Here is a 12501-nt window from a genome sequence, read left to right as displayed (position 1 = left end):
ACTGCCCTCTTCGTCGCCGATCCATGCCTCGGATCCCGGATTGGTGTGACGACGCGTCCTGAGAATTGCGCGCTGCGTGCGGTTCGTCAAGGCCCCCCAGTCCAACCCGGGCTTCCGGGGACACGATGAAGATCACCATACCCCCCGCTCACGCGGGTGCAAGGCAACCGTGGTCGGACCCTCGGGAAAGCCGAAGAGCGACCACCCGGATGGATGATCGCTCCTCGGTGTGCTCGCGTTACAGCCCACTCAGGGGCCGCAAGGGGCGTGCGACGGGGTTCGCGGAACCCCGGAAGGTCTTACTTGACCTCGACGGAGGCGCCGGCGCCCTCAAGGGACTCCTTGGCCTTGTCCGCGGCCTCCTTGTTGACCTTCTCCAGAACCGCCTTCGGCGCACCGTCGACCAGGTCCTTGGCCTCCTTCAGGCCCAGCGAGGTCAGCTCGCGCACGACCTTGATGACCTGGATCTTCTTGTCGCCGGCGCCGGTGAGGACGACGTCGAACTCGTCCTTCTCCTCGGGGGCCTCGACCGGGACGCCCGGGACGCCCGGAGCGACGGCGACCGCGGCAGCGGCGGCGGTGACGTCGAACTTCTCCTCGAACGCCTTCACGAACTCGGAGAGCTGGATGAGGGTCATCGTCTCGAACTCGGCGAGCAGTTCGTCCTGGGTGAGAGCCATGGTGGCTTTCCTTCCACTAATTCGGCTGGTGCCGGATGTACATGTCTGGCGGGCGTACGTACGGCCCGCTACGACCTGAGCCGCTCAGGCGGCACTGGTCATGTCGCGAGCCGAATTACTCGGCACCGCCCTGCTCGTCCTGCTTGGCACGAAGCGCGTCCACGGTGCGGACGAGCTTCGACGGGAGCGCCTGGAAGACCTGGGCAGCCTGGGTCTGCTTGCCCTTCAGAGCGCCCGCCAGCTTGGCGAGCAGAACCTCACGGGACTCAAGGTCCGCGAGCTTCTTGATCTCGTCGGCGGACAGCGCCTTGCCGTCAAGGACACCGCCCTTGATGACGAGATTCGGGTTGTCCTTGGCGAAGTCACGGAGACCCTTCGCCGACTCCACCGGGTCACCGGTGACGAAGGCGACAGCCGTCGGACCGTTGAACAGGTCGTCCAGCGTCGAGATCCCGGCCTCGTTGGCCGCAATCTTGGTCAGCGTGTTCTTCACCACGGCGTACTGGGCGTTCTCACCGAGCGACCGGCGCAGCGTCTTGAGCTGCGCCACGGTGAGACCGCGGTACTCGGTCAGCACGGCAGCGCTGGAGTTGCGGAACTGCTCCGTCAACTCGGCCACTGCGGCAGCCTTGTCGGGCGTCGCCATAGAGCCTCGGCCTCCTTCCGGGTGATTCTGACCGCGCGGACCCGAAGGAGGACTGGGTAAAACGAAACGCCCCGGCGCAGGCGCACGGGGCGGACTCGACCGGTGTGCACGCCTGGGAGCGCACACTCCGGGAGTTCTTCCTCTGTCACCTGCGCGGGTCGCCCACTTTTCAGCGGATCCTTCGGCCACCGCGCGCTCGTCCGAGCGCGCGGCAACGACCAGCGGTCTTTGGCTTCCGTAGAAGAGTAAGGGAACGGATCGCCGTCAAGCAAATCCGCCCCTACGGGCTCGGGCTCAGCTCTGCTGCCCCGCCCCCATCAGCTCGGCCAGGTCGGCGGTGTCCTTGGCGGCCGGAGCGGTGACCGTCACCGGCTTGTTGTACTCGAGGAAGGTGATCGTCATGTCGAGCGGGCCCTTCTCGGCGTCGCTGCGCATGCGGAACTGCTTCGTGTGGTTCTCGCCGTCGATCCACATGTCCATGGTCATCGAGTCGACGCCCATCTTCTCGTACTGCTCGATGCTCGTCTCACGCCGCTCGCGGACCTCCTTGCCCTCGTCCTTGAGCATGGCCCGCAGCTCGTCGAGGCCGACCGTGCCCTTGTAGTGGGTGGTCTCCACGCCGTCGACGGTCTCGGTGCCGACCTTCTTCACGTCCTTGGAGCCGGTGAGGAAGGTGGAGTCGGCGGCCGGGTTCTTGCCGGCCTCGCCGGCGCCGAGCTGGTCCATGTTGAGCCCGCTGTCCTCGCCGAGGGCGGACATGTCGAACTTGAGCCAGCTCTTGCCGTCCATCTCCTTGGCCATCTCGGTGTTGCCGCCGATGTACATCGCCTTGTCGATGAGCCGGATCTCGACCTGTCCGCCGGCGGCCTGGTCCGCGACCTCCATCTTCATGCTCATGGCCAGCGGCTCGACGCTCATCGCCGCCTCGCCCTTGACCTTGCCCTCACCCGGGACGCTGCCGGTCAGCCGGTAGCGGAACGAGGTGATGTCGTCGGCGTTCTTCGCGGCCGCGGCGACGGCCGCGGCCGGCTCCATCGCGGGCCCCGCGTCGTCCTTCGCACCGCAGCCGACCGCGCCCCCGGCGAGCAGCAGGACGGCGAGACCGGTGGCCCCCACAGAAGACCTCATGGACACAGCAGACCTCATCTTCCCCCCACGTCACACATGGAATATGTGGAGCACATGAAACACACGAGGCGCACGAGGCACACATGGAACACATGCCCGATTCACAGTAAGGGCTAGATCGTATATGGCCGGAACCTGCGGGGTCTTCCGGGTTTGTTGGTGTCCCCTTGGCGAACGCTTGACCGAGCGGGACTCAGGAAGCCGGTCCGATACCGCTTCCGCCCTGCTTGCCGATGAGGGCCTTGAAGTCCTGGGTGTCGGTGGCGGGGGGCTTCTGGGTGGAAACCCGCACACCGTAGTCGCTGTAGTACGCGGTGCTGGTCATCGTGCCGTTCGCCGTGTCACCCTGCTCGACCTTCTTGACCAGCAGGTTCTGGTCGTTGACCCAGATGTCGACCGTCTCGGTGGTGATGCCGGCCTGGTCGAGCTGCTTCTTCAGGTCGGCTCGCCGACCCGCACCGAGGTGGGAGTTCCGGGTGGCGAGGTCGGCGACCTCCACCGTCCCGGAGTAGTGCGTGGTGTGCTGGCCGGACACCGTCTCCTCGCCGGCCTTCCGCACGTCCCCGGAGGCCAGCAGGAGCTTCACCGACTGGTCCGGCGTGGAGTTCCGCATCTGATCCTTGAGGTACCCGCCGGAGCCGCCGCCGAGGTCGGCCAGATCGTCGTAGGCGTACTCGATCCAGTGCTTGCCGCCCATCCGCTCGGCGAAGGTGTCGCTCATCCTGGCGTAGTAGGCGTCGGAGAGATAGCGGGCCTGCATCGATGGGGAGCCGAGCCGGCGCATCGCCTCGGCCACCGTACCGCCGGTGTAGGTGATGGTGAGCGTGCCGGTGACACCGCCGCCCCAGCCGAGGGAGCCGTCCGCCGTCATGGACATCAGGGAGCCCATGGTGGTCGTGGAGCGGACCTTGGCCGACTCGGCCCGGTCCGTGGACTTCTCGGCGGAGCGCAGGGCCGCGATGGGGCTGACGCGCGTCGCGCTCTTCCCGGCCGCCCTGTCGCCCCCGGCCAAGCCATCGGGAGAAGCGCCGGAGGAGCCCGATAAACCGCAGGCGGCCACCGCCGACAGCGCGACCGCCACCGCCGTCGAGAGGGTTATGCGGCGCACGGCCTTGCTCTTCATGTCGTCCCACCCCTGTGCGAGTCCTGTGTGCGCACGCTAACGCAGTGCACTGACAGCCGTACGGGAAGTCGCACAAAGAAAAGAAAGAGCGGGCCCCGCACCTCGAAAGGCTGCGGGACCCGCCCTTGTCGACGCGTGCCTGACACGGCGACCGGGGTGAGCTCAGGCTCAGACGGCGGCCGGGTCCTCCGCGACGAGGAGGTTACGGGTGCGGTTCGGGTCGAGCGGGATGCCGGGGCCCATCGTGGTGGTGATGGCGGCCTTCTTGATGTAGCGGCCCTTGGCGGCGGACGGCTTCAGACGCAGGATCTCCTCCAGCGCGGCGCCGTAGTTCTCCACCAGCTTGCTGTCGTCGAACGACGCCTTGCCGATGATGAAGTGCAGGTTCGAGTGCTTGTCGACGCGGAACTCGATCTTGCCGCCCTTGATTTCGCTCACGGCCTTGGTCACATCGGGGGTGACGGTGCCGGTCTTCGGGTTCGGCATCAGACCACGCGGGCCGAGGACGCGGCCGAGACGGCCGACCTTGCCCATGAGGTCCGGGGTGGCGACGACGGCGTCGAAGTCCAGACGGCCCTTCGAGACCTCGTCGATCAGCTCGTCGGCGCCGACGATGTCGGCGCCCGCGGCACGCGCGGCCTCGGCACGGTCACCGGTCGCGAAGACCAGGACCCGGGCGGTCTTACCGGTGCCGTGCGGAAGGTTCACGGTGCCACGGACCATCTGGTCGGCCTTGCGCGGGTCGACACCCAGACGGAAGGCGACCTCGACGGTGCCGTCGAACTTGCTCGTGGAGGTCTCCTTGGCGAGACGGACGGCCTCGAGCGGGGCGTACAGCTTCTCCCGGTCGATCTTGGCGTCCGCAGCGCGGAGGGCCTTGCTGCGCTTGCTCACAACTGCTCCTGAAGTGTTCTGAAAGGAGTCGTGGTACGGGCCGAGCAGGCCCTGCCACGTGCGGCATCAAACCGCCGCATGGTTCTGCGAGGTGGGGACTCAGCCCTCGACCGTGACACCCATGGAACGGGCGGTGCCGGCGATGATCTTCGAGGCGGCGTCCAGGTCGTTGGCGTTGAGGTCGGGCATCTTGGTCTCGGCGATCTCGCGGACCTGCGCCTCGGTGATCTTGGCGACCTTGGTCTTGTGCGGCTCGCCGGAGCCCTTCTCCACACCCGCGGCCTTGAGGATCATCTTCGCGGCCGGCGGGGTCTTGGTCACGAAAGTGAAGGAACGGTCCTCGTAGACCGTGATCTCCACCGGAATGACCCAGCCGCGCTGCGCCTCGGTCGCGGCGTTGTAGGCCTTGCAGAACTCCATGATGTTGACGCCGTGCTGACCCAGCGCGGGGCCGACCGGCGGGGCCGGGTTGGCGGCGCCGGCCTTGATCTGGAGCTTGATCAGCCCCGTGACCTTCTTCTTCTTGGGAGGCATGTGCTCTCTCCGGGTCCTTAGTGAGAGTGTTCCGCCATCCGATCCGGATCATCCGGGCGGAGGCATACCGCGCAACGATAACGGGTACCCATGCACGGCCAAAAACCGAGCAGGTCAGGCGGCCGCTTACGCGATCGCCCGACCTGCTCGGAAGCGGTCGTCCGAGAGGACGTCAGTTCTTCTGGATCTGGTCGAAGGACAGCTCGACCGGCGTCTCCCGGCCGAAGATCTCCACCAGGCCCTTGACCTTCTTCGAGTCCGGGTTGATCTCGTTGATGGTGGCCTGCAGCGTGGCGAACGGGCCGTCGGTGACGGTGACCGAGTCGCCGACCTCGAAGTCCAGCACCTGGACCTCGACCTTGCGCTGCGGAGCAGGCTTGCCCTCGGCCTCGGCGGCTTCGCGGGCGGCCTTCTCCTCGGCCTCCGGGGCGAGCATCTTGACGATCTCGTCCAGGGTCAGCGGGTACGGGTCGTAGGCGTTGCCGACGAAGCCGGTGACGCCCGGGGTGTTGCGGACGACGCCCCAGGACTCGTTGGTCAGATCCATGCGGACCAGGACGTAACCCGGCAGCTTGTTCTGCTTGATCGTCTTGCGGTCGCCGTTCTTGATCTGGACGACCTCCTCCTGCGGCACCTCGGCCTGGAAGATGTAGTCCTCGACGTTCAGCGAGACGGCGCGCTGCTCCAGGTTGGTCTTCACTCGGTTCTCGTAGCCGGCGTAGGTGTGGATGACGTACCACTCGCCGGGCAGCGAACGCAGCTCCTCGCGGAGCGCCGCGACGGGGTCGACAGGCTCCGCGGGCTCCTCCTCGGCCGCGTCGCCCTCGGCATCCGCGTCCTCGTCCACGACCTGCAGAGCGGCCTCCTCGGCCGGCTCCCCCGCCTCGGCCTCGGCAGCCTCGAACTCGTCCTGCTCGTCCGCGCCCTCGACGATGTCGAGCTCGTCGTCCACCGCCTCGGCGGCATTCGCGCGAGGCTCGATGGCGTCGTTCAGGTTCGGGTCAGACACGATGGCTGCTTCTTCCTGGATACATAGAGGTGGAACATGCGAAAACGGGCGCCGGTACCACGGCGCCCTTCGCTCTTGGCTCAGCCGAAGACGTACTTGGCCGCGTGGTTGAGCCCATAGTCAATCACGGTCACCAGCGCGATCATGATGGCGACGAAGAAGATCACCACGGTCGTGTACGACGTCAGCTGGTTACGCGACGGCCAGACGACCTTGCGGAGTTCCGCGACGATCTGACGGTAGAAGATCGCAAGTCGCTTCAGCGGCCCCTTCTTGGCGCGCTTGCCACCCTTGCGGGCCTTCTTCTTGGACTCCGGCACTTCGTCCTGGGCATCAGGAGTGTCGATGGAGCCTACGGCGTCCGTCATTCGCCCTCACCTGATCCCGGGTCGTGGCCGTGCCGCGCCCGGTTCTGAGCCGCACGGCGGTGCAATGCTGTACGTACATCCGCACACATCCTGGCGGTGTGTGTAGCAGGGCCGGAGGGACTTGAACCCCCAACCGCTGGTTTTGGAGACCAGTGCTCTACCAATTGAGCTACGACCCTTTGATGTCCCCCAACGTACCGCATCCGACCGAGTGCGGGGTGTGCACCGGCTCGAAGGTGGCTGCCGAAGGCCAACGAGGGAAGAGTGTACGTGGTCCCGGGCCCGGCGTCGAACAGTTAGTGCCCGCCCGGGGGCTCCGACCGCAAGATCGTCCTGGCCGGGGGCCGAATCCGGACGCTTGTTCACCGGTCGGCCCCTTACCGTTCAGTCTGTGAAACCCGCGTGCCGGGAACATTTCCGGTCTGAAACGATGGCTCCATGAGCGCTGCAACCCCTCCCACCGAGCGCCGGGTCTCCGCCCGAGTCGGCGCGATCTCCGAGTCCGCCACCCTCGCCGTGGACGCCAAGGCCAAGGCCCTCAAGGCCGCCGGGCGTCCGGTGATCGGCTTCGGCGCCGGCGAGCCCGACTTCCCGACGCCCGGCTACATCGTCGAGGCCGCGATCGAAGCCTGCAAGAACCCGAAGTACCACCGGTACACCCCGGCGGGCGGGCTGCCCGAGCTGAAGGCCGCGATCGCCGCGAAGACACTGCGGGACTCGAACTACGAGGTCGATCCGTCGCAGATCCTGGTCACCAACGGCGGCAAGCAGGCCATCTACGAGGCATTCGCCGCGATCCTCGACCCGGGCGACGAGGTCATCGTCCCGGCGCCGTACTGGACGACGTACCCGGAGTCGATCCGTCTCGCCGGCGGTGTCCCGGTGGAGGTCGTCGCGGACGAGACGACCGGCTACCGGGTGAGCGTGGAGCAGTTGGAGGCGGCACGCACGGAGAAGACGAAGGTCGTCCTCTTCGTCTCCCCCTCCAACCCGACCGGAGCGGTCTACAGCGAGCAGGAGGCCGAGGCGATCGGCCGATGGGCCGTCGAGCACGGCCTGTGGGTGCTGACGGACGAGATCTACGAGCACCTGGTGTACGGCGACGCGACGTTCACCTCGCTGCCCGCGCTCCTGCCGGAGCTGCGCGACAAGTGCATCGTCGTCAACGGCGTCGCGAAGACGTATGCGATGACCGGCTGGCGCGTGGGCTGGGTCATCGGCCCGAAGGACGTGGTCAAGGCGGCCACGAACCTCCAGTCGCACGCCACGTCGAACGTGTCGAACGTCGCGCAGGTGGCGGCCCTCGCCGCGGTCTCCGGCGACCTGAAGGCCGTGGCGGAGATGCGCGAGGCGTTCGACCGGCGGCGCCGGACGATCGTGCGGATGCTCGGCGAGATCGACGGCGTGGTCTGCCCGGAGCCGGAGGGCGCGTTCTACGCGTACCCGTCGGTGAAGGCGCTGCTCGGCAAGGAGATCCGGGGCAGGCGCCCGCAGAGCTCGGTGGAGCTGGCCGCGCTGATCCTGGAGGAGGCCGAGGTCGCGGTCGTCCCGGGCGAGGCATTCGGCACCCCGGGCTATCTGCGGCTGTCCTACGCCCTCGGTGACGAGGACCTGATCGAGGGCGTGAGCCGGATCCAGAAGCTGCTGGCGGAGGCCAGGGACTGAACCCACTCACGATCAGCGGGCCGGTGGGCCGTCTCCTTCGGGAGACGGCCCGCTTCTGCGTGCGAGCAAGACCACGAACGGGGAAACGGCTACCGGGACGCGGGCGACGTGCGGCAGGATCCTCCAATGGAGCGTGTACGCGATGTCTCTGACCTGCCCAAGGCCCATCTCCACCTGCACTTCACCGGCTCGATGCGGCCCGGCACCGTGCTGGAACTGGCCGACAAGTACGGCGTGCGCCTGCCCGAGGCGCTGACCGACGCACTCACCAGCGGGGAGCCGCCGCGGTTGCGGGCCACGGACGAGCGGGGCTGGTTCCGCTTCCAGCGGCTGTACGACGCGGCGCGCTCCTGCCTGCGGGAACCGGAGGACATCCGGCGGCTGGTCCGGGAGGCCGCGGAGGAGGACCTGAAGGACGGCTCCGGCTGGCTGGAGATCCAGGTCGACCCGACCTCGTACGCACCGCGCCTCGGCGGCCTCATCCCGGCGCTGGAGATCATCCTGGACGCGGTGGACACGGCGTCGCGGGACACCGGCCTGGGCATGCGGGTGCTGGTGGCCGCCAACCGCATGAAGCACCCGCTGGACGCCCGTACCCTGGCCCGGCTTGCGGTGCGGTACGCGGACCGGGGCGTGGTCGGCTTCGGTCTGTCGAACGACGAACGCCGGGGCATGGCGCGGGACTTCGACCGCGCGTTCCACATCGCGCGCGAGGGCGGCCTGCTGTCGGCGCCGCACGGCGGCGAGCTGACCGGCCCGTCCTCGGTCCACGACTGCCTCGACGACCTGCACGCGAACCGGGTCGGCCACGGGGTGCGCGCGGCGGAGGACCCGCGCCTGCTGAAGCGGCTCGCGGACCGGGGGGTGACCTGCGAGGTGTGCCCGGCGTCGAACGTGGCGCTGGGCGTGTACGAGAAGCCGGAGGACGTCCCGCTGCGCACGCTCTTCGAGGCGGGGGTACCGATGGCGCTGGGCGCCGACGATCCGCTGTTGTTCGGCTCGCGCCTGGCGGCCCAGTACCGGCTGGCGCGTGAGCACCACGGCTTCACGGACACGGAACTGGCGGAGCTGGCCCGGCAGTCGGTCAGGGCCTCGGCCGCGCCGCCGGACGTGCGGGCGAAGCTGCTGGCAGGCGTCGACGACTGGCTCGCCCGCCCGGCCGCCTGAAGTGGGCGTAGGGGGATTTGGATAGGGCTTGAAGCGGATCAGGATCTCCTCGGGGTGCCCGCCGCCGGGACGGTGCGCCAAGGAGGGTGCGGGCCTGCGTGGTGTGCCGCGGTACGTCCCGGCGGTCCGGGCGGTGAACGCGCTCCCGCCGGGCGGCGGCGTTCCGTGCGGTGCGGGCCTCGTCGGTGCCGACGGTGCGCGGGGTGCCGTGGCCGAGCGAGCGGCGCGGCGCGGGCCCGGCGGAGGGCCGCAGCCCGTAGGAGTGGCGGGTCAGGACGAGGTCGAGCGGTTCGCCGCAGCCCTCGTCCGGCGGGACCGCCTCCCGCAGCGGCACAGGGACGGTCGGGGGCGCGCGTAGGCGGCGAAGAAACACAGGCCCGAGAGCCGGCTCGGGCCGTCGTGGTCGGCCGACAGCGGTCAGGCGGGGGCCTGTCCGCGCGGGGAGGTGTGGCGCGGTGTGTGCCACGCACGGCGGGACGACCCGGTGCGCGCGGGGGCCCGTCCTGGGCCCTGAACGCGCGCAGTCTCAGTCACCTGCGGGGTGCCTCATGTCCTTGAGGTTCGCGGTCAGGCGGGGCGCTCGACAACGGAGATTCCGCCCAGCAGGGTGCGGGCCAGGCGGCGGGCGAAGTCGTCGACCGGAGGGCGCTCGCCCGTCCCCGACGCCTCGTAGGCGAACGCCCGTTGGGCGCAGGCGCCGAGCAGCAGTGAGGCGGCGGCGAAGGTGTCGGCGTCGGGGCGGACGCGTCCGGCCTTCTGTTCGGCGCGCAGATAGGCGTCCAGGCCCTCGATCGGCCGGTGCGGGCCGGAGCCCAGCTGCCGCAGGGCGTCGTCATGCCGGCGTTTGAGCTGGATCTCGGCGTACAGGGAGCCCGCGATCGGGAAGCTCTGCTCGTAGAAGAGGGCGGCCTGGCGGGCGATCTCGGTGAGGTTCTCCTCCAGTGTGCCCTTGCCCGCTTCGGTCGCGAGGCTGCTGAGCAGGGGGGTCAGCGGGGGCAGCCGCTCGGTGAGGACGCGGACGAACAGCTCCTCCTTGCTGGCGAAGTACTTGTAGAGCGCCGCCTCGGAGCAGCCGGCCGCCTTGGCGATCCGCTTGGTGGTGGCGCGGGCCAGTCCGACGGTGAGCATCAGCTCGTGGGCGGCGTCGAGGATGCGGACACGGGCCGGTTTCTGCTCCATGGCGTCCAAGGATGGCATGGCGACTGCCGCGGTCTTGACGGATGGGTGAGCACTTACTCACCCTAGGGAGGAGAGGGGTGAGTGAACACTCACCCACCCATGGGCACCTACCCGCTCGTCGACATCTCGCAGACCGGGAGCACGTCATGAACCTCACCGTCTTCGGCGCCACCGGCGGAATCAGCCAGGAGATCGTCCGCCAGGCGCTCTCCGCCGGCCACAAGGTCACGGCCGTCGTCCGTGACCCGGCGCGGCTGACCGTGACCGGGGCCGACCTGGAGGTGGTCCGCGCCGACCTCACCGAACCGGAGTCGCTGCGCCCCGCCGTCGCCGGCCGGGACGCGGTGCTGTCCGGCCTCGGCGCGCGCGGCCGCAAGGATGCCGGGGTGACGACCCGGCTGACCCGTACGGTCCTGGAGGCCATGGAGGCGGAGCGCATACGACGACTGCTGGTGGTCAGCGCCGGTCCGGTCGGCCCCGCCCCGGAGGGTGACGGCCTCCTCGACCGCACCGTGCGCGGCCTGGTCTCCGCGATCCTCAAGGACGTGTACACGGACCTGCGGGAGACGGAGGCCGAACTGGCGCGCAGCGCAACGGACTGGACGTCCGTACGCCCCCCGCGCCTGCGGGACAAGCCGCTCACCGGCACGTACCGCACGGTCGTCGGGGGTTTCCCGCGCGGGGGCCGGTTCATCGCCCGGTCGGACGTGGCCCACGCGATGCTGACGATGATCGACGACCCGAAGACCATACGCCAGGGAGTGGGCGTGGCCTACTGACCACCTCAAGTGGCCCACCGGCCACCTCATGGGACCCACCGACCGCCTCAAGGGACGCGGGAAACCGCGCGACCGGTCCCAACGCGGCCGCACGCCAATCGGCTCGGCCGGCGGAGCTACAGGCTGACGCCGACCGTCACAGGCTCATTGACCAGGGTGATCCCGAAGGCCGCGCGGACTCCGGCGACGACCTCCCGGGCCAGCGCGAGCAGGTCTTCCGTGGTGGCCCCGCCCCGGTTGGTGAGGGCGAGGGTGTGCTTGGTGGAGATGCGCGCGGGCCCGCTGCCGTACCCCTTGGTGAAGCCCGCCCGGTCGATCAGCCAGGCCGCGGAGGTCTTGGTACGGCCGTCACCCGCGGGATACGCGGGCGGCTCGACGCCGTCGCCGAGCCGTTCCCGCACGCGCGCGTGGAACGCCGCGAACTCCGCTTCCGTGAGGATCGGGTTGGTGAAGAAGGACCCCGCCGACCAGGTGTCGTGGTCCTCGGGGTCGAGGACCATGCCCTTGCCCGCCCGCAGCTTCAGAACGGCCTCGCGCGCCGCGGCCAGCGGTACCCGGTCGCCGGGCTCCACCCCGAGCGCCCGGGCCGCCTCGGCGTACCTGACCGGCGCCGACAGCCCGTCCGCGTCCTCCAGGGCGAAGCGGACGCGGAGCACGACGTACCGCCCTGGGTCGGCCTTGAAGCGGCTGTGCCGGTACGAGAACGCGCACTCGGCGTTGGTGAGCGTGACCGTCTCCCGGGCCGTCCGGTCGTAGGCGATCACCTCGGTGATGGTGGCGGAGACCTCCTGGCCGTACGCCCCGACGTTCTGGATCGGTGTCGCGCCCGCCGAGCCCGGGATTCCGGCGAGGCACTCGATGCCCGCGAGTCCGGCCTCGACGGCACGGGTGACGGCGTCGGTCCACACCTCGCCGGCCGCCAGCTCCAGGTGCGTGCCGTCGGGTTCGAATCCGCGGGTGGCGATGCGCAGTGCGGTGCCGTCGAAGCCCTTGTCGCCGATGACCAGGTTCGACCCGCCGCCGATCAGCAGCAGAGGGGTACCGCTGTCGTCGGCCTCGCGGACGGCGGCGACGACCTCGGCGTCGGTGGTGGCGGTGACCAACCGGGCGGCGGGTCCGCCCAGCCGGAAGGTGGTCAGCGGGGCGAGCGGGGCTTCGTGGAGTTCCTGCACGCGCCCAAGACTACGAGACGGCACCGACATCCCCGGTCGGCCCGGCCCGTTCCCGAACTCGGCGCCGAACGCGTCGAGACGGGCCTGGTGGCCACGCGCGTGTACGGCCCCCCCGGGGGGGGGGGGGCGGGCGGCGGCGGGGGGGGGGGGGGGGGGG

At 69.5% G+C, this 12501-nt stretch carries 13 protein-coding genes and 1 tRNA gene; 3 read left to right on the top strand and 11 right to left on the bottom strand.

Annotation, left to right across the window (positions count from 1 at the left end; translation table 11 throughout):
• Positions 1-299: 299 nt before the first annotated feature.
• The 9 genes from rplL to ACWEKM_RS21255 all read right to left on the bottom strand — a co-directional run bounded on the left by rplL (position 300) and on the right by ACWEKM_RS21255 (position 6561).
• On the bottom strand, positions 300-680 hold the full coding sequence (rplL, locus tag ACWEKM_RS21295; protein ID WP_451622760.1) for a 50S ribosomal protein L7/L12: 381 nt from the start codon (positions 678-680) through the stop codon (positions 300-302).
• Between the two features lie 115 nt (positions 681-795).
• On the bottom strand, positions 796-1326 hold the full coding sequence (gene rplJ, locus ACWEKM_RS21290; protein WP_451622759.1) for a 50S ribosomal protein L10: 531 nt from the start codon (positions 1324-1326) through the stop codon (positions 796-798).
• 294 nt (positions 1327-1620) lie between these two features.
• Entirely contained in the window at positions 1621-2454 is an 834-nt protein-coding gene (locus ACWEKM_RS21285) for a DUF1396 domain-containing protein (RefSeq protein ID WP_451622758.1), read from the bottom strand.
• Between the two features lie 193 nt (positions 2455-2647).
• Positions 2648-3577: a hypothetical protein gene (locus tag ACWEKM_RS21280; protein ID WP_451622757.1), complete on the bottom strand. Its 930-nt coding sequence runs from the start codon at positions 3575-3577 to the stop codon at positions 2648-2650.
• 168 nt (positions 3578-3745) lie between these two features.
• Positions 3746-4471 carry a 50S ribosomal protein L1 gene (gene rplA / locus ACWEKM_RS21275; RefSeq protein WP_451622756.1) on the bottom strand — a complete coding sequence of 242 codons (726 nt, stop codon included), beginning with the start codon at positions 4469-4471 and terminating at the stop codon, positions 3746-3748.
• A 99-nt stretch (positions 4472-4570) separates the two neighbouring features.
• Complete coding sequence (gene rplK / locus ACWEKM_RS21270) at positions 4571-5005, bottom strand: 50S ribosomal protein L11 (protein WP_451622755.1); 435 nt, start codon at positions 5003-5005, stop codon at positions 4571-4573.
• A 172-nt stretch (positions 5006-5177) separates the two neighbouring features.
• Positions 5178-6014 (bottom strand): transcription termination/antitermination protein NusG, encoded by an 837-nt coding sequence (gene nusG / locus ACWEKM_RS21265; protein WP_451622754.1) that lies wholly within the window; start codon positions 6012-6014, stop codon positions 5178-5180.
• A gap of 80 nt (positions 6015-6094) precedes the next feature.
• Positions 6095-6382, bottom strand: coding sequence for a preprotein translocase subunit SecE (gene secE / locus ACWEKM_RS21260; protein ID WP_451376957.1), 288 nt, complete (start codon positions 6380-6382; stop codon positions 6095-6097).
• Positions 6383-6488: 106 nt separating this feature from the next.
• Positions 6489-6561, bottom strand: a tRNA-Trp gene (locus ACWEKM_RS21255).
• Between the two features lie 259 nt (positions 6562-6820).
• Between ACWEKM_RS21255 and ACWEKM_RS21250 the strand changes: the two genes are divergently transcribed.
• Together ACWEKM_RS21250 and ACWEKM_RS21245 are read left to right on the top strand one after the other, a co-directional pair.
• On the top strand, positions 6821-8047 hold the full coding sequence (locus tag ACWEKM_RS21250) for a pyridoxal phosphate-dependent aminotransferase (protein WP_451622753.1): 1227 nt from the start codon (positions 6821-6823) through the stop codon (positions 8045-8047).
• Positions 8048-8173: 126 nt separating this feature from the next.
• A complete protein-coding gene (locus ACWEKM_RS21245) occupies positions 8174-9214 on the top strand; it encodes an adenosine deaminase (RefSeq protein ID WP_451622752.1) in 1041 nt (346 codons plus the stop codon).
• Between the two features lie 567 nt (positions 9215-9781).
• On the opposite strand, the gene ACWEKM_RS21240 is transcribed toward ACWEKM_RS21245, so the two are convergent.
• The gene (locus ACWEKM_RS21240) at positions 9782-10393 is read right to left on the bottom strand and encodes a TetR/AcrR family transcriptional regulator (protein ID WP_451622751.1); all 612 of its coding nucleotides are present in this window, start codon (positions 10391-10393) and stop codon (positions 9782-9784) included.
• A gap of 146 nt (positions 10394-10539) precedes the next feature.
• On the opposite strand from ACWEKM_RS21240, the gene ACWEKM_RS21235 reads away from it, so the two are divergent.
• Entirely contained in the window at positions 10540-11172 is a 633-nt protein-coding gene (locus tag ACWEKM_RS21235; protein WP_451622750.1) for an NAD(P)-dependent oxidoreductase, read from the top strand.
• 116 nt (positions 11173-11288) lie between these two features.
• Here the strand turns inward: ACWEKM_RS21235 and ACWEKM_RS21230 are convergent, their stop codons facing one another.
• Positions 11289-12344, bottom strand: a complete 1056-nt coding sequence (locus ACWEKM_RS21230) for a UDP-N-acetylmuramate dehydrogenase (RefSeq protein ID WP_451622749.1) — start codon at positions 12342-12344, stop codon at positions 11289-11291.
• Between the last annotated feature and the right edge of the window lie 157 nt (positions 12345-12501).

The sequence above is a fragment of the Streptomyces sp. NPDC004752 genome (assembly GCF_053601275.1).
The sequence above is the reverse complement of the archived record's forward strand: the minus strand, read 5'-3'. Positions and strand labels throughout refer to the sequence as shown.